The 20,871-nt window shown below is 52.7% G+C and carries 17 protein-coding genes; 6 read left to right on the top strand and 11 right to left on the bottom strand.

The features are described 5' to 3' along the window. Positions 1–226: 226 nt before the first annotated feature. Together clpB and HMPREF1992_RS08195 are read right to left on the bottom strand one after the other, a co-directional pair. Positions 227–2,800 carry an ATP-dependent chaperone ClpB gene (clpB, locus tag HMPREF1992_RS08190; RefSeq protein ID WP_037359238.1) on the bottom strand — a complete coding sequence of 858 codons (2,574 nt, stop codon included), beginning with the start codon at positions 2,798–2,800 and terminating at the stop codon, positions 227–229. A 197-nt stretch (positions 2,801–2,997) separates the two neighbouring features. Next, a complete protein-coding gene (locus HMPREF1992_RS08195) occupies positions 2,998–4,887 on the bottom strand; it encodes a glutamate--ammonia ligase catalytic domain protein (RefSeq protein WP_021685424.1) in 1,890 nt (629 codons plus the stop codon). 268 nt (positions 4,888–5,155) lie between these two features. Between HMPREF1992_RS08195 and HMPREF1992_RS08200 the strand changes: the two genes are divergently transcribed. Then, positions 5,156–6,787 carry a DUF4153 domain-containing protein gene (locus HMPREF1992_RS08200; protein WP_231366977.1) on the top strand — a complete coding sequence of 544 codons (1,632 nt, stop codon included), beginning with the start codon at positions 5,156–5,158 and terminating at the stop codon, positions 6,785–6,787. Between the two features lie 53 nt (positions 6,788–6,840). On the opposite strand, the gene HMPREF1992_RS08205 is transcribed toward HMPREF1992_RS08200, so the two are convergent. The 3 genes from HMPREF1992_RS08205 to HMPREF1992_RS08215 all read right to left on the bottom strand — a co-directional run bounded on the left by HMPREF1992_RS08205 (position 6,841) and on the right by HMPREF1992_RS08215 (position 9,059). Next, the gene (locus HMPREF1992_RS08205) at positions 6,841–7,584 is read right to left on the bottom strand and encodes an ABC transporter permease (protein ID WP_021685426.1); all 744 of its coding nucleotides are present in this window, start codon (positions 7,582–7,584) and stop codon (positions 6,841–6,843) included. Further along, entirely contained in the window at positions 7,584–8,333 is a 750-nt protein-coding gene (locus tag HMPREF1992_RS08210; RefSeq protein WP_037359242.1) for an ABC transporter ATP-binding protein, read from the bottom strand. Before HMPREF1992_RS08210 ends, HMPREF1992_RS08205 begins: the two co-directional genes overlap by 1 nt. Before the next feature lie 108 nt (positions 8,334–8,441). Beyond that, positions 8,442–9,059: an acetate uptake transporter gene (locus tag HMPREF1992_RS08215; RefSeq protein WP_021685428.1), complete on the bottom strand. Its 618-nt coding sequence runs from the start codon at positions 9,057–9,059 to the stop codon at positions 8,442–8,444. Between the two features lie 206 nt (positions 9,060–9,265). Here HMPREF1992_RS08215 and trkA point away from each other — a divergent pair, with 206 nt between their 5' ends. Genes trkA through HMPREF1992_RS08230 form a run of 3 tightly spaced genes read left to right on the top strand, consistent with a single transcriptional unit; the run spans position 9,266 to position 13,509 of the window. After that, a complete protein-coding gene (trkA, locus tag HMPREF1992_RS08220) occupies positions 9,266–10,615 on the top strand; it encodes a Trk system potassium transporter TrkA (RefSeq protein ID WP_021685429.1) in 1,350 nt (449 codons plus the stop codon). Next, positions 10,615–12,054, top strand: a complete 1,440-nt coding sequence (locus tag HMPREF1992_RS08225; RefSeq protein WP_021685430.1) for a potassium transporter TrkG — start codon at positions 10,615–10,617, stop codon at positions 12,052–12,054. Before trkA ends, HMPREF1992_RS08225 begins: the two co-directional genes overlap by 1 nt. A gap of 6 nt (positions 12,055–12,060) precedes the next feature. Continuing rightward, on the top strand, positions 12,061–13,509 hold the full coding sequence (locus HMPREF1992_RS08230) for a TrkH family potassium uptake protein (RefSeq protein ID WP_021685431.1): 1,449 nt from the start codon (positions 12,061–12,063) through the stop codon (positions 13,507–13,509). Between the two features lie 118 nt (positions 13,510–13,627). Here HMPREF1992_RS08230 and HMPREF1992_RS11245 read toward each other — a convergent pair whose 3' ends face one another. Beyond that, positions 13,628–13,780: a DUF4368 domain-containing protein gene (locus HMPREF1992_RS11245; RefSeq protein WP_021685432.1), complete on the bottom strand. Its 153-nt coding sequence runs from the start codon at positions 13,778–13,780 to the stop codon at positions 13,628–13,630. A gap of 607 nt (positions 13,781–14,387) precedes the next feature. Here HMPREF1992_RS11245 and HMPREF1992_RS08240 point away from each other — a divergent pair. Both HMPREF1992_RS08240 and HMPREF1992_RS08245 read left to right on the top strand, forming a co-directional pair. Further along, positions 14,388–16,784, top strand: a complete 2,397-nt coding sequence (locus tag HMPREF1992_RS08240; RefSeq protein ID WP_021685435.1) for an N-6 DNA methylase — start codon at positions 14,388–14,390, stop codon at positions 16,782–16,784. Continuing rightward, complete coding sequence (locus HMPREF1992_RS08245) at positions 16,774–18,150, top strand: restriction endonuclease subunit S (protein WP_021685436.1); 1,377 nt, start codon at positions 16,774–16,776, stop codon at positions 18,148–18,150. Before HMPREF1992_RS08240 ends, HMPREF1992_RS08245 begins: the two co-directional genes overlap by 11 nt. Positions 18,151–18,204: 54 nt before the next feature. Here the strand turns inward: HMPREF1992_RS08245 and HMPREF1992_RS08250 are convergent, their stop codons facing one another. From HMPREF1992_RS08250 to rlmB, 5 genes are all read right to left on the bottom strand, one after another. Next, complete coding sequence (locus HMPREF1992_RS08250; RefSeq protein WP_021685437.1) at positions 18,205–18,456, bottom strand: DUF4314 domain-containing protein; 252 nt, start codon at positions 18,454–18,456, stop codon at positions 18,205–18,207. A gap of 1 nt (position 18,457) precedes the next feature. Further along, the gene (locus tag HMPREF1992_RS12010; RefSeq protein WP_369791856.1) at positions 18,458–18,805 is read right to left on the bottom strand and encodes a hypothetical protein; all 348 of its coding nucleotides are present in this window, start codon (positions 18,803–18,805) and stop codon (positions 18,458–18,460) included. A gap of 133 nt (positions 18,806–18,938) precedes the next feature. Further along, entirely contained in the window at positions 18,939–19,283 is a 345-nt protein-coding gene (locus HMPREF1992_RS12015; RefSeq protein ID WP_021685439.1) for a hypothetical protein, read from the bottom strand. A 186-nt stretch (positions 19,284–19,469) separates the two neighbouring features. Next, entirely contained in the window at positions 19,470–20,003 is a 534-nt protein-coding gene (locus tag HMPREF1992_RS08260) for an NYN domain-containing protein (protein WP_021685441.1), read from the bottom strand. Next, positions 19,996–20,859 (bottom strand): 23S rRNA (guanosine(2251)-2'-O)-methyltransferase RlmB, encoded by an 864-nt coding sequence (rlmB, locus tag HMPREF1992_RS08265; protein WP_021685442.1) that lies wholly within the window; start codon positions 20,857–20,859, stop codon positions 19,996–19,998. The genes HMPREF1992_RS08260 and rlmB overlap by 8 nt, the downstream gene beginning before the upstream one ends. Positions 20,860–20,871 lie beyond the last annotated feature (12 nt).

The following is a 20,871-nucleotide window of genomic DNA, read 5'->3' on the forward strand; positions in this document are numbered from 1 at the left end:
AGGATTTGCTAACGAAAAGCGGGCAAAAAAGATGTGCTAAGATGGCAGTGCTGAATTTATCAGTGCTTCCTAAAATAAGGAGCAACATGAAGGAAAATACACCTTCATGCTGCTCCTGTTGTGCCCCTTCCCCACAAGCGGGGCAGGCTTTTTGATTACGGCATATTAGCTTCCCCCGTCGCAACGGGGGAAGTGGCGAGCACAGCGAGCCGATAGGGGCGCTCACTTACAGTGTCTTAAACGTAAACTCCGTCCCGTCAAACCCGAGCTCCACGGTATCGCCGCCGCGTACATCGCCCGCGATGATCTTCTTCGAGAGCGCGGTCTCGACCGTGTGCGTGAGCAGTCGGCGGAGCGGACGCGCGCCGAAGTCGGGGTCGAAGCCCTCATCGGCAAGTGCCGTGAGTGCCGCCTCATCCCACGTGAGCTGAATATCTGTCTGCCGTTCAAGCCGCTTGCTGAGCGCCGCGAGCATAATCGCCGCGATGTGCTTCACATCCTCCTTTGTAAGAGCCTTGAACACAATCGTATCATCCACACGGTTCAGGAACTCGGGGCGGAAATACTCCCGCAGGAGTGCACGCACCGCAGTCTCTGCCTCCGCGTAGTCCTTGCTCAGAATCTCATGCGAGCCAAGGTTGCTTGTCATGATAATAACCGTGTTCTTGAAGTTCACGACGCGCCCCTTGCCATCCGTCAGACGCCCGTCGTCGAGAATCTGCAGCAGCACGTTGAACACATCGCGATGCGCCTTCTCGATCTCGTCGAGCAGGATCACGCTGTACGGACGGCGGCGTACGGCCTCCGTCAGCTGTCCGCCCTCATCGTAGCCGACGTAGCCCGGAGGCGCGCCGATGAGACGCGAGACGCTGTGCTTCTCCATATACTCGCTCATATCGATGCGGATCATGCTCCGCTCATCGTCAAAGAGCGACTCGGCAAGCGTCTTTGCAAGCTCCGTCTTGCCTACGCCCGTGGGACCGAGGAAGATAAACGAACCGATCGGACGGTTCGGATCCTTGATGCCCGCGCGTGCACGCAGGATTGCCTCACTGACTGCCGTCACGGCCTCGTCCTGTCCAACCACACGTTCATGCAGCACCTCTTCGAGGTGGAGCAGCTTCTCGCGCTCGCCCGTCATCATCTTCGTCACGGGGATGCCCGTCCAACGGCTGACGACACGCGCGATGTCCTCCTCGCCGACCTCTTCCTTGAGCATCTGCTCGCCGTCCGCCTTCGCAGCAATCGCTGCCTCCTCTTCTGCGAGCTTCTTCTCGAGTTCCGGCATCTTTCCGTATTTCAGCTCCGATGCACGCGCAAGGTTCTGGGCGCGCTCCGCGGCCTCCATCTCACCGCGCAGCTCGTCCATTTCCTTCTTGATAGCACGCACGCGCAGAATGGACTGTGTTTCCTCCTCCCACTTCGCTTGGAGTTTCTGTTCCTCAGCATGGAGCTGCGTTTTTTCGGCGATGAGTGCAGCAAGCTTTTCCTTCGATGCCTCGTCCGTCTCCTTTTTCAGCGCCTCCTCCTCGATGTCAAGCTGGAGGATCTTGCGCCGAATCTCGTCCAACGGTGCGGGCATGGACTCGATCTCCGTGCGCAGCTTTGCCGCCGCCTCATCGACGAGGTCGATCGCCTTGTCCGGCAGAAAACGGTCGGAGATATAGCGGTCGGAGAGCGTCGCCGCCGCGACAAGTGCCGCGTCGCGGATGCGTACGCCGTGATGCACCTCGTAGCGCTCCTTCAGTCCGCGCAGAATCGAGATTGTGTCCTCCACACTCGGCTCACCGACCATGACGGGCTGGAAGCGGCGTTCGAGCGCCGTATCCTTCTCGATGTATTTGCGGTACTCGTTCAGTGTCGTCGCACCAATGCAGCGCAGCTCGCCGCGCGCAAGAAGCGGCTTCAGCAGGTTGCCCGCATCCATCGCGCCCTCTGCCGCGCCCGCACCGACGACCGTATGTACCTCGTCGATGAAGAGCAGTATCTGCCCCTCGGACTTTGCGATTTCGTTCAGCACACCCTTGAGGCGTTCCTCAAACTCGCCGCGAAATTTTGCACCTGCAACGAGTGCGCCCATATCAAGCGAGTAGAGCGTCTTGTTCTTCAGCGACTCGGGCACATCCCCTGCCACAATGCGGCGAGCAAGCCCCTCGACGATCGCCGTCTTGCCAACGCCCGGCTCACCGATCAGCACGGGGTTGTTTTTTGTCCGGCGCGAGAGAATTTCAATCGAGCGACGGATCTCCTCGTCGCGTCCGATCACGGGATCGAGCTTGTTCGCACGCGCCGCCGCTGTCAGATCGCGTCCGTATTTCTCAAGCGACTGGTACCCCTCCTCGGGGTTGTCGCTTGTGACATTCTGCTTGCGGTGCTTCTGGATCGCGTCCTGCACGGCGCTCTTCGTCAGGCGGAACTCGCGTGCAATCGACTGCACCTCGTCGCTCCCGTCCGTGATGAGCGCGAGCAGCAGATGCTCGGTCGAGACGTATTCGTCCTTCATCGACTTCGCCAGTTCCTCGGCACGTCCGAGCACGCGCACCATGTCCATCCCCATGCCAAGTCGATTCGTCCCGCGCACGCTCGGAATGGCGGCAAGCTCCTTTTCGAGGCGTGCCTTGAGCAGCGGCAGGTCAACACCGCAGACATCGAAGATGGTTGCGAGAAGCCCCTCCGGCTCCTTTGCAAGTGCGAGCAGTACGTGCACCGATGTGATTTCCTGATGATAGCGCATCGCCGCGATCTGCTGTGCCGACTGCAGTGCCGCGAGCGTGCGCGCTGTGTATTTATCCTGTTCCATAATGTATCCCTCCACCATTCATATGATTGCTCTTGGATTCATTATAACAGTTAAAGTCAAAAAGTCAAATACTTTTCTTTGATTTTTTGACTTTTATTTTATAAAAAAAGTTACTGCGCAAAACCCAGCTGTGAACTTCGTGCAGTAACTCCTTATTGTCCCCATTTCCTGTCATGAAGGGAAGGCTTTGGAACAATTTAGATCATATTCTTTTTATAGCAGGCATAGAGCTCCTTGAGCTCCTCCATCTTTGCATACATCTCACGCTGCAGGGCAGATGCCGTCGGATAGTCGCCCTCGTTCAGTGCCTTGATAAGCAGGGTAAAGAGTGCCTTGTCGTCAATCGTATCCTTCGCAAGATAGATGCGCAGATCGTGAATCTTGTTCCACATATAGGCATCCTGATCTGTCACGAAGTCACTCTTGATCTCCGTCATACGGCGCACAATATTGCGATTCTCTGGAATGATGCGGCTGATGAGCTCGATCTTCCAACGCAGGAGTGCACCCGTGCGGAACGACTCGATGATCTGCGGACGAAGCGTCCCTCCCGCTGTGAGCGCTGCGACTTTCTCCGGATAGAGGTCGAAGCCGAGCATATTCTCCCAGACCGTTGCGGGCGGCTTTCCAAAGCGCGCATCGCGCTCATCTGCCGTGTAGTACTCGAATACGTCCTCCTCGCTCCGATAGGCACGGTCGGTTTCGAGGTAGAGGCCCTTCTCCCCTGGCTGCTTCGACAACTCGCCGAGAAGTTCCTCAGTACTGCGTCCAGCCGTATGCTTGATGCCGTCGAGAATCGCAAGATAGGATGCGGCAATGACGAGGTAAGTGTTCGAATACGGATTCGTCGCACGCAGCTCGAAACGCGTTGCAATTGGATTTTTAAGGTCACGAATGAGACTCACAAGCACCGTACGGTTGCGTGACGGGATCGCGGGCGATGCGCCGAACGAGGTGACGACACATACCGGCGCCTCAAAGCCCGGCTTCAGGCGGTTGAACGCGTCGTTCGTCGCCGAGACGAACGGGTTGATCGCCTCGTAGTTCTTGAGCAGCCCCATCAGTGCGCCGTAGCCGACCGCATTCATATAGTGTGCATTCTGATCATCGGCGGCAAAGAGGCTGTGCCTCTTGCCGTCCTTCGTGATCGCCGCAAGGCTCAGATGCGTATGCTCGCCGTTGCCCGCAAGCCCGATCAGCGGCTTTGCCTTAAAGTTTACCTCAAGTCCGTAGAGACGGAAGATCTCGCGGACAAAGGTACGAACGAAGAGTTCGTTATCCGCCGCCTGCACGGCATTGTCATACTGCCAATCGATTTCAATCTGCTCGCAGACGTGCGTCATACGGCCGCTCTCGTCGATCTGCGCCTTGAGTCCCCCGACTTCCTTGTGCCCCATCTCCATATGGAAGCCATATTTATCCAGCTGAATAAGGCAGTCTTCAAGTGCCGTACGCACCGCTCCGTGCGTACGCTCCCAATACTGCTCGTTCATTACCTGCGACGCCGACATCTCTTCGATGGATGCATTATCATCGAGCGGCGTCTTGACCCAAAATTCAAGCTCCGTTGCAGACGTAAAGGAAATGTCCACTATATCCGCTCCGTTTAGGCTTGGCGCACCTGAGATCTTCGGATTTGCATGGAAAAAATCGAGGAGTTCCTGCTTGACATATGCAAGCGTATCCACGAGTACCGCACGCGAATCGACGCGCTTCCCCTCGTGAATGATAAAGGAAGGAATCCGCAGCGTACCGATGGGCAGCCCCGTCTCCTCGTCCGTCCCCTCGGGGTCATAGTCGACAAACCAGTTGACTGCAGGATCAATCGGCAGATCCACCTTCGCGTTATTAATCGTCGCGATCTTCGGCAGAACCACGGAGGAGCCATCTGTCTGCACAGCGGTTCCGTTGTAGAATTTCTCGATATCTTCAATAAATATCCGCACGGGGATCTTCTCATCCGTATCATTTCCCGCCATGTCGATGCCGACAAGCGAGACGAAGCGCACCTCGGGATGTGCCTTGAGCTGCCGGATGATCTCTTCGCGCGGCGTGTTGGCGGGAATCTTATAGAGAAGCTCGTTCATCTTGCGTACCACCCTTTTTCTAAAAGAATGCCGAACAGATCCCTGTCCGCACGGCAAAACCACACGCGCCCATCTTACCATTTTTCGGAGGTCGTTGTAAAGATTTGAGAAGAAGTATTCATTTCCTTAATCTGGTACGCATTGACGGCGATTCCCTATACACATAGAATATAGGAAGCACTGATAAATTCAGCACCAATACGACGGACTTCATTTTATCAGTGATTCCTTAGCAAACGAATACCAATGCACAGAGAGGATGATTGCTATGAATATCACCATACGCATCTTGCGGCTGAAGGGGCGGGCGCATGAACTCCTTCGCCGTTTTCCAGTTGCTGTCTTTTGGCAGACGGTTCTTGTCCTCGTCGGTGCAGGCATTATTCTGCTGCGCCCCGGTTTGTATGAGGAGGGTTGGCACAGCGATTATTTCGAGCATCTCGTGCGCCTCGCACCCGCTGTCTTCGGCGCATGGATGACGGCAGTCACCTGCCGCCTCTTCACGGATGTATTTCCAGTAAAAAAGGCCTTGCTGCTGCGCGCGGCGTCGTCTGCCGTCCTGTTCCTCCTCCTTGCCTATGCGTGGTATGGCGTGGAAAATCCGAGCCGCCAGCTGATCGTTGGGACACAGGGCATCTATCTCGCACTCGCCTTTCTCGCGCTCTTCCTCCTCGAACGTGCGAACAGAGCCCCGGGGCTGCCCGCCCTCCTCTTTGCCGCCGCATTTTCCATCGCGACGAGCATCCTGCTCTTTCTCGGACTCATCCTCTGCGTCGCCGCATTCTGGGCGCTGATCATCACCGATGCGGACGGATGGCTTCCCGAGACGACCTATCTCTTCTCCGGTCTGATCGCCTACGGCGGCTGGGGATTTTCCTCATTCCTCGGCGCACTGACAAATGCGGGCGCACGCTATGAGTTCCCCGCAGCCACAGAGAAGCTGCTCCTCTATCTCTTCTTCCCTGTCTATCTTCTCCTGCTCCTTGTCCTCTACCTCTACGTCGGCAAGATCATCGGTGCGGGCGAGATGCCTGTCGGCACGATGAATTGGTACGCCTCGTTTGCGCTCCTTGGCTTCGCCTTTTTCTTCGGCACGCTCGCTGCGCAGTCTAGGCTTCCCCTCTTTTCCCGCTTTCTGAAATGGGCACTCCTGCTCTTTCTCCCCATCCTCGCCGTCCAGCTCTACGGCGTCTGGCTCCGCTATGAGGCGTACGGGCTGACAACGCTGCGCTACACCTCCATGATCTGTACGTTCTGCGGCATCTATGCGCTTGCCGTCGCCTTCCTTCGACGAAAGCCCCAGCAAGTATACCTCTGCGCCGCCATTCTCGCGCTCATCTTCAGTCTCACTCCGCTCAACGTCGTCGACGTGCCGCGCCGCAATCAGGAGGCGCGCCTCACGCAAATCCTCACCGAGAACAATCTTTTGCAGGACGGTCGGATTGTGAAGCGCGACGATACACCGCCCGCGGTTGTGGACGAAATCATCGATATTGCGTTCTACCTCGAACAGGATGTCTCTCCGCTCGCTGCAGAGGTATTCGATGAGAATTTCAGATCTATGCATGAGAGCTTTTTCTTCTACGGCACAGATTTCACGGAGCTGTCCATCGAGGGCTACCACACGCTCATCCGTTTCGACACACAACAAATAACAGACGAGGGGTTCCTCGTACTCACGCGCACTGACGGAACAGAGGAGCGCATTGACCTAACGTCCTATGCGGAAATACTTGTGCAATATGGGAATCAACACGACAATATCCATCTTCTCAGCGGGGAGCTGCAGGATTACAAGATAGGAAATTATCTCATCCATTTCGAGAATATTTCCATCCACAAGGCAGAGAACGGCACCGTCGTCTGGGACAGTGCAAGCGGATTTGTACTGGTCCGCTAAGCACATACGAAAAGAGCGACTACACAGCAAGAGTGCAGTCGCTCTTTTTGCTTTTATTGCCTATTCCACGCACACAGCCGTCGTTCCGCAAAGTCAAGCAGGATAAAGAGCATCAGCCCCATTGTACTGAGGACGACGATGCCCGCGTACATATCGAGGTAGTTCACGCGCAGCCACGCATCCATGATATAGCAGCCAATGCCGTACTGCGTTCCAAATGTCTCTGTGAAGAAGAGTACGGAGATCGCCGTTGCCATCGCAACGCGTACTGCCGTAATGAATTTCGGCAGGGAAGCGGGTACGATGATATGGCGCACAATCTGCGGAAAGGATGCCCCGAGGACGCGCAGCGGCGCGTACGTCTCGGAAGGAATTGCGGCAACCGCATCACGCACGCCAACGATGACCTGAAAGACGATAATGAGGAATACGAGCAGCAGCTTGCTCGTCTCCCCCACGCCGAAGAGAAGCATTACAACGGGCAGCAGGGCGATCTTCGGTACGGGATAGGTCATGTATAGGACGGGCGCAAAGAGACGGTTCACACGAGGGAAATGTCCCATCAGCACACCAACCGGGTAGCCCACGGCGACAGCGGCAAATAGTCCCAGCACAATACGCATAAGACTGTAGCCCGCATGAACGGAAATCGTTTCGGGGAATTTCGCCGCGAGACGCAGGGCCACCTGCTCAGGCGAGGGAATCACAGGCATTGCGAGGAGATATGCCAGCCCTGCCCAGAGCACGATACAAAGACATGCGCCGAACACGAACATCCGCAGTGAAATTTTTCCCATTACACAATGCCCCCCGCAATCTTTGCACGCAGTTCCTGTCCCATTGCGAAGAACTCCGGCATGCAGCGATGTGTGAGATCACCCGCGAGTGGATTGTCAATGATCTCGGCGATGCGCCCCGGTGTCCCCGTCATGACGGCGATGCGTCCCGCAAGCATCAACGCCTCCTCGACATAATGTGTGACAAGCATGGTAGTGACGGCGTGCTTTTTCCAGAGAGACAGGAATATCTCCTGCATAGACTCACGCGTGATCGCGTCGAGCGCGGAGAATGGCTCGTCCATCAACAAGAGGTCAGGCGCAAGCAAAAAGGCGCGCGCAAGTCCCACGCGCTGCTGCTGACCGCCCGAGAGTTCGGACGGGTAACGCGTGAGGAGACCGGACAGTCCGAGATCAGATACAATCTCATCGAATGCATTCATCCGCCCCGGATTCCACATCCCTTTGATCTGTGCGCCGAGGAGGATGTTCTCGCGCACAGTCTTCCACGCGAGCAGGCCGTAGTTCTGTGGGAGAAAGCCAATGCGCAGTATATGCGGATTAACAGGGACACCATCGGCGTACAGTGTCCCCGCTGTCGGGCGCACAAGTCCCGCCGCCACACGCAGCATCGTCGACTTGCCGCAGCCCGATGCTCCGATAAGTGCGAGCACCATCCCCCGCTCAACACAAAGCGACGTGTCCGCAATCGCGTGTACGGCATCCGTCCCCGTTCCATAGTCTACGGACACCCCCGAAAAGCACAGCAAGCTATCGCCCCCATCCAAAAATTTCCACAGACATAGTCTAACACAAAATCGTCATTTCAACAAAAAAGCGCTGCCCGTTACAAGCAGCGCCATGTCCATCTGATCTCATTACGATTTCCAGTTATTCACCGGCTTACCAAGCGGCCAAAATACACGACCGTAGAAATTATTGAGCAGAGCTGCTCCAGCGCCATACATGGAGAGGAGTGAAATACCAACCTCTGCATAGGCTGCAATCATATGCGGTGCGTGGCCTCCAATCCCCCATGCATCAAGAGCAAGCCCCAGCAGAAGGATATCAATCAGCACCATATCGACGAAGAGAAAGAGATTCGCCGAGGATGCCGCAATGGTTGCAGTAACAGAAAAGAGAAAATATGCGAAAAAGGCAAATCCGATTGCCAGAGGATCAACCCCGGCAGCCAGTCCCTCGCCAAATGCGCCGGCTTTAATCATCCAGCTCATGCCGACGCCAAACCAAAAGAACCCGAATGCACAGAACACTGTCCCGCCAAAGATGTTCTTATGTAGATAGTCCAGCACACCTGCGACAACCTGAGCTGCAGCGCCACAGAAGATCGCCCACGGCAGTACCCATGCCACATTGCTGACGATCCCAAGCTTTGCCGCAGATGCCACCATTGTGACAACGGCAAGCCCCATCAGACCGAGCGGTGTCGGGTCCGCGACTGCGATTTGAACGTGTGGTGATTGATTGTTGCTCATTCTTTTACCCCCATTGATCCTCTTAATTATTACTAAAAATATATCAAATATAGGTTAACATCGTCAACTACTTTTTTGTCAAAACAGAAAACTTCTTTCATACAATCCAGAATATGCGGATGTATCGATCAATATGAGTTTAACTTCCAGAAAATCTATGGTATACTTCTTTATATTTACCTATTGAAGCGCAGGAGGGAATCATCGTGCGGATCGTAATTGCAGGAGCTGGACGGCTGGGTTACAGCATCGCGGCACTGCTCTCGGAGGAGGACATGAATGTCGTCGTGGTGGACGGCGATGAGAGTCAGCTCGAAGCGGCAAAGACAACGCTGGACGTACTGACGATCGAGGCGAACATCACAAGCCCGCTCACGATGAACGACCCCGACATCAAGAGCGCGGACATTCTCATCGCAGTAACGGAGAGCGACGAGGTAAATATCGTCGCCTGTGTACTCGCGAAGAAGCACGGTGTCAAGCATACGATCGCCCGCATTCGCGACATGAATTTTACAATGGATGCAGGACGCTATCTCAAGGAAAACTTCGACATCGACCTCGTATTGAATCCGGAACTCATCACAGCGAACGAAATCAATCGCATTCTCATGACCCCTGCCGCACTCAACGTGGAGGACTTCGCACAGGGCAAGGTGCGTCTTTTCGAGACACGCATTCGCCGCCGCTCCGCCATCACACGCAAGCCGCTCAAGGAGCTGCGTCTTCCCCAGGGGGTACTCGCAGGACTCATCTTCCGTGACCACCGCATGATTATCCCGCACGGTGACGATATGTTTCTCCCGGGGGACAATGCCTACTTCATCGGACTGCCCGAACGCATTGAGGAGTTCAGTCACAGTCTCGTACCGAGCGACACGCACAAGCTGACGCGTGCCGCCATCATCGGTGCGGGGCGAACGGGGCGCGCGCTGGCGCTCTTGCTTGAGCGACAGGGAGTTCAGGTGAAAGTAATTGACAAGAGCCGCGAGCGCTGCGAACTGCTCGCCGAAAAGCTGACGGCGGGACTTGCGATCTGCGGCGACGGCACGGATATAGACCTCCTGACGGAGGAAGGTGTCGCCGAGGCGGATGTCATCGTCTGCCTTACAGAAGATGATAAGCTGAATCTGATGCTTGCCCTCCTTGCACGACACCTCTCAAACAATAAGATTAAAACGGTCGTACGTGTCGACCGCAACGAGTACATCGACCTCATGGAAAAGGTCGGCGTCAATATCGCACTCTCGGCTCGTCTGCTCTCCGCAAGTGAGGTGCTCGCCTATGCACGCGGCGGCGATGTGACGCGTGTGACCCTGCTCGAGGGCGCACGGGCCGAAGCACTTGAGGTAATCATCAGCCCCGGTGCTCCGATTGTCGGAAAGAAGCTTATGAATGCGAATCTTCCGCGTGAGTGCTTGGTCTGCGCCTATGTTCGCGGCGAGGAAGCGGCAATCCCGAACGGCATGACAGAACTTATGCCGGGCGACCGCGTCATCCTCTTTGTACTCAAGACCTTTGCGAAAAAGGCCCTCGCCTATTTTGGAGATGACTAATGCGTTTTGATCTGTTCTGGGTGCTTATGGGGCGAACGGCATATGTCTTTGCGCCGCTCTACCTCATCCCATTCGCATACGGCTTTGCACTCGGCGATCCGCTCGCTGGTTCGTTCCTCGCGCTCGGCGTACTGACGGCGGTTCTCGGCATAGTGTTCGGCAATATGGGACGCAGCCATATGCGCCAGCTGTCCATCGAGGAGGGTACACGATTCCTCCTCAGTGTCTGGTTCTTTCTCGCTGTGCTCGGTATGCTGCCGTTTCATATGGCAGAGCTGCAGCTCTCCCCCACGGATACGTTCTTTGAGTGCATCTCCGCACTCACAACGACTGGGATAACAACACTCGGCGAATCACTCCCTCCCACCCTCCTGCTCTGGCGTGGACTGATGAGCTGGTTCGGTGGGCTGCTTTTTATCGTGATTCTCGTGACAGTTCTGCCCGTCGTAAGCGGCTGTTTCGGCGTCGACTTCACGGTTCGGCAAGAACGATTGTTCAGCCCGCTCTGGAATCGCATGACGCGCCCCATGCGCGAGATGACATTGATCTACATGGCGATCACATGCCTTGCCGTCATCATCTATCTCGCGGCGGGCGATGAAATTTTTCCTGCGCTCATCCTTGCGCTCTTTACGATCTCCTCAGGGGCAGGTCCCGTGACGGGAGGTCTCTCTCCAACGCCGCCGCTCATGCTCGGCGCGGGATTGGTTGCCTTGCTCTCGGCACTTCCGCTGCTCACGCTCTGGCAGTTCTTGCACCGCAAATCAGCGACAGAGCTCGCACATCATATGGAGCTGCGCTCTTTTTTTGCACTTTTTCTCTGTGCGGGTGTATTGCTGTCCATTCTTCCCATCCTGCACGGTGTGCAGACGATCACAGCGGCTGTTAGCTATGGTTTTTTTTATGCAATCTCCTTTCTCTCGACAAATGGGCTCATGTTACAGGAGGAAATTCCATTCCATAACGGTGCAGAGCTGCTGCTCATCCTGCTCGCCATCATCGGTGGCTGTATGGGCTCGACGGCGGGTGGTTTTCGCATCTCGCGCGTTCTCATCCTCGTCTCGCTCGCGTGGACGGAGCTGCTGCGGACGCTGCATCCGCGCATGGTGTTCGCCGTACGGCAGGGCGGTGGGATTGTCCCCCTTCACTCTGCGGGACGCATTCTCGTCCTCGCGTTCATCTCTGCCGCCGTCTTTTCCATCAGCAGCCTGCTCATCGCTCTCGCAGGTTTGAGCCCCATCGAGACGATCGCACTGACCGTCTCGTGTCTCACGACGACGGGCGGTGTGGCATCACTCGTGGATCTGGATACGGTTGCGGCTCTCCCCATGTGGACAAAGGTCCTCTGTGCGCTGCTGATGATCCTCGGACGCATTGAGATCTTTGCTTTCTTTCTCTTCGTCGGCTCTCTCTTTGAGGACACGGGGCACAGGTGGTAGGACGTTATGAATATCTACACCGTCAACTACATTCTCTCGCGCCTCTCGTTTGCGATGGCGGCAGTACTTGTAATCCCGCTCGTGCTCGCGGTCGTGGGCGATGAGCCAAGCCGTGAGGCGTTCACTCTGTCCGTGCTTGTCAGTGCATTTCTCGGTGTCGGCTTTCGCCGCTACGGAAAGCCCTCCGAGGAGCTGACGGCGCGTGAAGGCATTGCCATCACTGCGTTCGGATGGTTCACGGGAACATTCCTCGGAATGCTCCCCTATCTGCTCGGCAACTACCTTGGCTTTCTCGATGCGCTCTTTGAAAGCATCTCAGGATTCACGGGCACGGGCGCAACGGTCTTCTCGTCGCTCGGTACACTCCCCTACAGCATTCTCTTCTGGCGCATGATGACCGCATGGATCGGGGGACTCGGCATCATCGTCATCTTCATTGCCCTGCTCCCGCAGTCCGGTGCGAGCACGATCTATATGTACAGCGCCGAGGGGGCGGGACCGACCATGGATCGCGTCATGCCGCGCCTGCGCGATATGACCATGGCACTCTTCAAGATCTACCTCATATTTACTGCCGTTACGACAGGAGTGTTCATGCTCTGCGGTGTGGATTTCGCCATTGCCATCACACACGCAATGTCGACGATCGGTACCTGCGGTTTTTCGACCTATGATGACAGCACCATGCACTTTCACAGCCTCGCGTTTGAGATGTGGACTGCGCTCTTCATGTTCCTCGCAGGCGGCAGCTTCTCTCTCTACTACCGTGCGTGGATCAAGGGGCCGGCTGTTATTCTCCGCAATACGGAGTTCCGCACCTACCTCAGCCTGATCCTCGTCGCCATGCTGCTCATTGCGCTCAACCTCATTATTGAGATGGGGCTGGACAGCGGCGCCGCTGCACGCGCTACCGTCTTTCAGGTGACATCGCTCTCGACGACAGGCTTCGTCTCGGCAGACTTTGAGACGTGGCCGACGTTCTCGAAGCTCCTGCTGCTCCTCCTCATGACCATCGGCGGCTGTGCCGGTTCGACCGCGAGCGGCATCAAGGTCGCGCGCATCATCCTCCTCGTACGCAATGCGCGTGCCGTCATCCTCCAAAAGCTGAATCCAAACCGCGTCATCGACATCTCGCTCAGCGGCGCACATGTAGACAGTGCCATGCTGCTGCGCGTAGGAACGTTTTTCTTCCTCTATTTCGCGATCATCTTCGTAACGGCATTCCTCCTCACGATGGACGGACTGCTCCCGTTCGATGCGATCGCCGTCGCTGTCACAACCCTTGGCAACATCGGCCCTGCGTTCGGCATTGTGAGCGCGACCTCCACCTACGCGCCGCTCTCGGACTTCGCAAAAACAATTCTCTGCGCGACCATGCTCCTCGGCCGCCTTGAAATATTTACCCTGCTCATCCTTCTGCGCCCCTCGTTCTGGCGCAAGACGAAGCGATGGTAATGACGCATACGAAAAAACTCTTTGAGCCGCTCTTGGTTCAAAGAGTTTTTCATTTGATAACTTCCCTTATGGATACCGCTTTCGCAAAAAATATGGCACAGCCAGTCCGTAAAACCGGCTATGCCTGTTCGTTTTCCGCATCCAAAGTCCGAGTGTTGAACTCTCCGATGCAGTTCCACACGATGACGATTTTCTGGGTGCGTTTGCCGTCCGCCACTTCCGGATGGAAGATGTACACCTTCTCGATGAACTCGCGTACGATTGGGAACATGTTTTATTTTCTTGAAAAAATTTTTTCACATCCCCTTGTATTTCTCTCTATTCTGCTATAAGCTATAATTGTAATCAACGTATTCACACTCACGCTTATACTTACTCTAACGCTTACTATCAAACGGTTAGTGTGGTAATGATGGGATATAGACGAAACAACGTCGGCATGAGAGCCAACAAACAGACGGATATGCTCAGTTTTGGGGAGGTCGGCGGCGTGGGACAGCTTGTCTACCACAGCTTCCGCTTTGCCGATTATGAGATTGATTATTTGAAGGACGGCACTTAGGCTGCCATCCTCGTATGCGACGCTCATCATCCCCCAGATGTAACGCAAAAGGATTACATTTCGGGAGGATACATACTTTCCAGCCTGTGCAATCTGGCAAACCAAAAGAGAAGCCATTCACGGATTTGATGATTGACGGGCGTTATGATGACCTGCCGCCACTGCGGGGACTTCTTCATTCGCAGGAACAATCGGCAGGAATACTGCGACAAGGATAAATGCCAGAAAGCACGGAATGCCAAGAATCAGCGAGGGTTTAGAAAACGCAAGAAAATGTCGAAGGCGGGAAAGAAAATGCAAACGGAGGAAAATTATAATGGCAAAGCTTGAATATCAAGAAAAAGATGGTAAGGTATTTTGCCCATTAGCAAATAAGTGGCTTGTTGCAAAACCGGAGGAAAAGGTTAGGCAGAGATATGTCTGTACTCTTGTGAATGACTATGGGTACTCTTTAGACCAGATGGCGCAGGAATTAAAAGTAAATAATTCCCAGCGTGGGCAAGGCAAGGCTCGTGCAGATATTGTAATATGGAAAAGCAAAAAAGATAAAGATGATAAGAAAACAGCTTTTATAGTTATAGAATGCAAAGCTGAAAATGTAAAAATCCGCGTAGAGGACTACTATCAAGGCTTCAACTATGCCGCTTGGGCACATGCTGATTTCTTTGTTACTACAAACGAGAAGGAAACAAAGTTCTTTAATGTTGATCCGGCATTTCTTCCACAAAAACTGGAGGAAGTTGTAGCCATACCTACTGCCAAGGATATCGACAACGCTAAGAAAATTGAGCAAATCAAGAATCAGACAAAGACATTCACACGTGAGGAATTTACAAAAACCTTACAGGCTTGCCATAACATCATCCGCAATAATGATAAATTATCACCAGAGGCGGCATTTGACGAAATCAGCAAACTCCTTTTTATGAAAATCAGATATGAGCGTCAGCAAAGAGGCACAAAGGTATTTACCAAAGCGGAATATCTGTCTCAAGCTGATAATTACGAAAAAAATGTGCGTCCTGGTTTAAGAGCGAGAGGTATTGACCAAGCTTATATGCAGAACCTGTTCGACACCACAAAAATCGAATTTAAGGAAGACCATCTGTTCGATGATAATGATGAAATTAAAATCAGAGAGAACAGTTTCGTGCAGATTTTGGAGAAACTTGAAAATTACAATTTGTCTGATACACAGGATGATGTAAAAGGTATTGCTTTTGAGCAATTTCTCGGTACAACTTTTCGCGGTGAACTTGGACAATTCTTTACGCCGAGAACAATTGTGGATTTTATGACGGAGATACTCGATCCTCAGGAGGGGGAAGTTATCTGCGATCCAACTTGCGGCTCCGGCGGATTCCTCATCAAAGCGTTTGAATATGTACGTGAGAAAATAGAGGCTGATGTCAGATTACAAAAAGAAAAACTGAGAGCCTCTCTTGAAGGAAATGACTTTGACAGCAAGACGGAAGAAGAACAGATAGAAATCAGCGACAAAATTGATGCGATGCAAACGGCGCTGAATACTGAGATAGATACTTCTATCAAGGGAAGTCGAATGTATCAGCTTTCCCGCAATTGTATTTATGGAACGGATGCAAATCCTCGTATGGCACGAACATCGAAAATGAACATGATTATGCATGGTGATGGTCACGGCGGCGTACATCATCACGATGGTCTGCTCAATGTCAACGGTATATTCGAGGAAAGATTTGATGTAATTCTGACAAATCCGCCATTTGGTCAGAATGTTGACCGTAACCAGCTCATCTCCGAGGCTGATCGCTTTACTGATGAGGAGATGAAAAGAAAATACAAAGAAAAATATGGTAAATCCTATGATGAGGCTCTTAAACAGGTCGATGACCACATCGGTGAATCCCTACTCTCGCTTTACGATCTTGGTAGCACAAGTACCCTTACAGAGGTTCTTTTTATGGAGCGGTGTCTTCGTTTGCTCAAAAAAGGTGGAAGGCTGGGCATGGTTCTCCCTGAAGGCGTACTTAACAATAAAAACCTTGCTACAGTCAGAGAATACTTTGAAGGACGTGCAAAACTTATACTCATCTGCTCGATTCCCCAAGATGTGTTTATCGCGGCAGGAGCAACGGTTAAGCCGTCCCTCGTCTTTATGCGCAGGTTCACAGATGAGGAAGAGCAAGAATATGCTCGTTGTAAAAAAGCTGCGCACGATGAAGTAACCGAACTCCATCAGCCTGAAATCGATGCTCTGAAGACCATTATCGCCAACTGTACCTCCAGTGCGGATGCTTTGAAAGAAGATTTGAAGGAAGCTCGTAGTCGGTTGAAACAGGCAAAAAAAGCAAAAGAGGTGGTTATCTCTGCAATCAAGAAAGAGATCGAAGCCATTCAGCAAAAACAGAAAAAAAACAGAGACTCGAAGAAGTCTGCAGAGAAGGATCTCAAAGACCTGCAGAAACAGATCGCGGATGAGACCAAGCCTGTCTTAAAGAAAAAATTTGACTACGATGTGCCGATTGCAAAGGTCGATGACGCAGGAATAACCACAACCGGAGCGGAATCAGAAGGCAATCAGTTGCCTGCCTTGGTGAATGAATATCGGGATTATCGAATTCAGAACTGCTTATGGTATTCCGAAAAAAATGATGTCGAATACAGTCTTAATACAGACGGATTTTATTGCAGAGACAACCATGAAAAGGAGGTTGTGTTAAATGAACAATAATGCGACCATCCTTTCCAATGTTTTGTTTTCTTCACTTGGGCAGTGGGATGTAAAGCAGTTTCTGCTAAACAAGATAAAGTCAATCTATCCAGTAGAGCCATTAGGAAGGCATTTAATTCATCAAACAGAAAAGATTCAGCTATCCGATTACCCAGATGAGGATTTCACTATTCTTGGCGTTTCCAATAAGGTTGGAATGTTTGATGCCAGTGTTAAAAAGGGTAAGAAGATAAAGCAGAAATACCACAGGGTAGAAAACGACTGGATTGCTTATAACCCATACAGGATCAATGTCGGCTCTATCGGCATTAAAACAGCCGATCTAAAAGGCAGCTACATCAGTCCCGCATATGTCGTTTTCAGCTGCATGGAAACCCTAATTCCACAATTCTTATGGTTAATGATGAAGAGCGAATACTTCAACACTTTAATCAAAGATTCGACCACAGGTTCGGTTAGACAGACGTTGAGTTATGAAAAATTAGCAACTATTGAGGCACCTATTCCGTCAATCCCGGAACAAGAACAGATTCTAAAGGCATATCACGCCACGATCGAGGAGGCTAAAAAGAGCATTTCCGAGGGGGACGATTTCAGCAACGGCTTACTCTTTGATATTCAGTCTATGATTTCAGATTTGAAGGAGCAGGATGTGTCTACAGCAGCAGCATCGATCCTTCAGATAATATCTTATTCATCCGTATCACGCTGGGAAGTTGCGTTTAGTTTAAAAGAAGGCAAATTGGACAAGATTTATAGCAGTTTCAAGTCCCCCATATACACAATTGCGGATCTTACAAAGGAGTCGCTTTTCGGTCTATCGATAAAGGCATCCCCCGCACAGGAAGTCGGTATGATACCAATGCTGCGTATGTCCAACATCGTCAATGGGGAGCTTGACTTAGACGATTTAAAGTACTTACCACGCAAAACTGCGACTACGGTAAGGGCGCCAGATAAATGGTTATTACGTAAAGGAGACTTCCTCATTAACAGAACAAACAGCAAAGAGCTTGTTGGGAAATCAGCAGTCTTTAACCTTGACGGCGATTATACCTATGCATCATACGTCATACGGTATCGGTTTGATACTTCTATAGTTTTGCCAGAATATGTGAACATCCTATTCATGCTTCCATTGGTACGATTCCAAATCGATACTATGAGCAGACAAACTGCAGGACAGTGTAATATAAATAGCGATGAAATAGGTTCTATCCGTATCCCGGTTCCCTCAATCTCAGAGCAAGAGGAAATCATCAAGAAATACTACTCCACAAAAGACGGAGCAGACAAGTTCTATACAAAAGCTGAAGAATTAAGGAAAAAAGCCTACACAGATTTTGAGCAGACTATATTTGCGTAAATCTGAAGTCACGGAAAAAAATCTTCCCGAGGCTTTCCTCAACTCTTCATCTTTTTACTGTTGATGACTTGACTTTTTATTTACAGACTTCATAATGCGGAATTCGTCCACTTCAGGGATAAGGCTTAGAAAGAATCCGTTTCGCCAGCATACCAAAATGCTCCCAGCACCGTCTACTCCCCAAACCATCCCCAATGTTCCGGCAGGAGGTGCTTGGGTATCTTCCATCGAGATAAGCTCAACCACCGTCCCCGCTAGGTACTTTTTGCGGAGAATTTTGATGTGTTCTCTACTGAGAAATTTCATCCTAAGCAGTCTCCTTACGATGTCCACATTTGAATGCACTGTTCCCCCAAAGATTCTGAAGGAGAATTTTCCGACTGGTCTTGTACTTATTGCCAATCAAATCAAACCGCAGGAGAAAACAGCGGAATGCGTACTTTGGATTGTCCACTTCCTTTTCTTTGGCAAGTACACGCTTCTGCCGCCGTTCCATATCGCACAGCTTGCCGATGAAATCAGCGTAGGCGTGGTATGCTTCCGGGGTGAGGGTTCCGCGAAACCATGCGAAAGTAATCCGCTCCTCTGTCAGCGTATAGTTCACATCCTCGATGTCAAAAGCTGCCTTGATGAGATTCCCTTTGCTTTTGAGCAAGGCATCCAAATTTGTGAGTGTAGTGTCGGAGAAGTTTTCCCTCGGCATACTGATGGAAAATTTGATGATGTCTTCTCGTGACTCAATGGGGGCAAACTCCTCCGTGATGCGTTCCTCGGTTTTGTCTGCGCCATCACTTCAATCCCCGCTGTGTCTGCTCCTCCTGCGGAATCTCCTCGGCATCTTTCTTACTACTGTCAGTGAGAACGTCCCCTTCGGACTGCTCTACCATGAATCCTGCTGCTTCGATGGCTGCGAGGACACTTTCCGTCTGCTCATCCTTCTCGAAAATCAGCACACCGTGCTTACCGATCTCGTAGCCGCCAATCTGAAAGGCAAAGCTCGGTGTCCCCATGTATTTGGGTCTGATTCCCAGAGCATCTCCGATAACTTTGACAAGCCGCTTACGGTCTGCTCCGCTCACATTGTACTTGCGTTCAATGGTGTTGTCCTCCTTTGTAGTGGTGTGGTTTTCCATGTCTATCTATCACTCGCCGGAGCAGAAATTTCAAGTGATTTTTGAGATGCACTCTCATTATCTTTTCTTCCAAATAAAGCAACGACCATGCAGGATTTTGCGTCCACATGATCGTTTTTTTCTTGAAAATTGTTGATAAAACTGCGTTGATTGCGTATCCCTAAGAAGACTCATTTTTTCGTTCTTCTATTTCCCACGCCGCAGCTCCTCAAGACGCGCAAGCGTATCACGGTCGATGCGCTCGTGCAGTTCGCTGCGTGCAAGCGGCTGAATGTGCGGATTCATAAACTCCGCTTTCATTTGCTTCTTCGCCTTCTTCACGGAGCGGCGCAGCTCGGGCGAGGTGATGCGATAGGCGCCCGCGCCGAGGATAACGCTCTGCTCTGCACCGTCGGATGTGACGACGTGCACCTCGCGTCCCGCGCGCACCGCCGTATACGCAAGACGCTCGATGCAGCTATCCGCCGTCTCGCCCGCACCCGTGTAGATGACCCGCATGCGGTCACTGATTTGCAGCTCATATTCTTCATCCTCGGTGAAAAAGGCGTCGAACACGACCGTCATCTCGTAGTTTTCAAATGCGCCGTACTCCGTGAGGATGTGCACCAGGACATCGCGCGCCTCATCAAGATTGCCGCGCAGGCGCATGAGCTCCGGCCATGCATTGATAACATTGTAGCCGTCAACGAGATAGTATTCGCTCTCGCGCTGTCTAGCCATGCCGCACCGCAGCCTTCACCGTGCGCTGACGCAGCGCCTCGTACATGAGGATCGCACCCGCGGCCGAGGCGTTGAGCGAGTTGATCTTCCCGCGCATCGGCAGACGCACGGTGAAGTCGCAGAGATCGCGCGTGAGGCGGCTCATGCCGCGCCCCTCGCTGCCGATAACGAGGACGAGTGCCCCCGTGAGGTTCGCACGATCATACGTCTCCTCCCCTGCCATATCCGCGCCCGCAATCCAGAATCCCTGCTCCTTGAGGGCACGCATGGTCTGCGCAATATTGCCGATGCGCGCCACGGGGACATACTCGAGTGCACCTGCCGAAACGCGTGCGACGGTCTCCGTCAGGGGAACGCTGTGGCGGCGCGGCAGGAGAATCCCATGTACGCCCGCCGCATCTGCTGTGCGGAGGAGCGCCCCCAGATTCTGCGGATCCTCGATACCGTCGAGCAGCAGCAGCAGCGGATCCTCGCCGCGTTCACGCGCCGCCGCAATAATCTTTTCGACGGCAACATAGGCAACGGGCGCAACGTAGGCGAGCACTCCCTGATGACGCACCCCCTCGGGCACGGCGGCATCCAGCTTCGCTCGTCCAACTGTATCCACCGTAATGCTGTGCTCACGCGCAAGATCGCGCAGTTCGTGCACAGAGTTCCCATGCAGACCGTCCGCGAGCAGGATGCGGTTGATGCCGCGCCCCGCCTTGATTGCCTCCACAATGGCATGGCGTCCCACAAGAATATGAGAGGGCTGCTCCGATGTACGCTCCTCTGCAATTTTCTCAATACGTTTTTCCCTATGTTTCTCCGTATGCTTTTCTGTTCGTTTTTCCGTGCGTTGTTCTTTCGGCTTCATTGCGCTCCCCCT

The organism is Selenomonas sp. oral taxon 892 str. F0426 (assembly GCF_000468035.1).
In the GTDB taxonomy this organism is placed as follows: domain Bacteria; phylum Bacillota; class Negativicutes; order Selenomonadales; family Selenomonadaceae; genus Centipeda.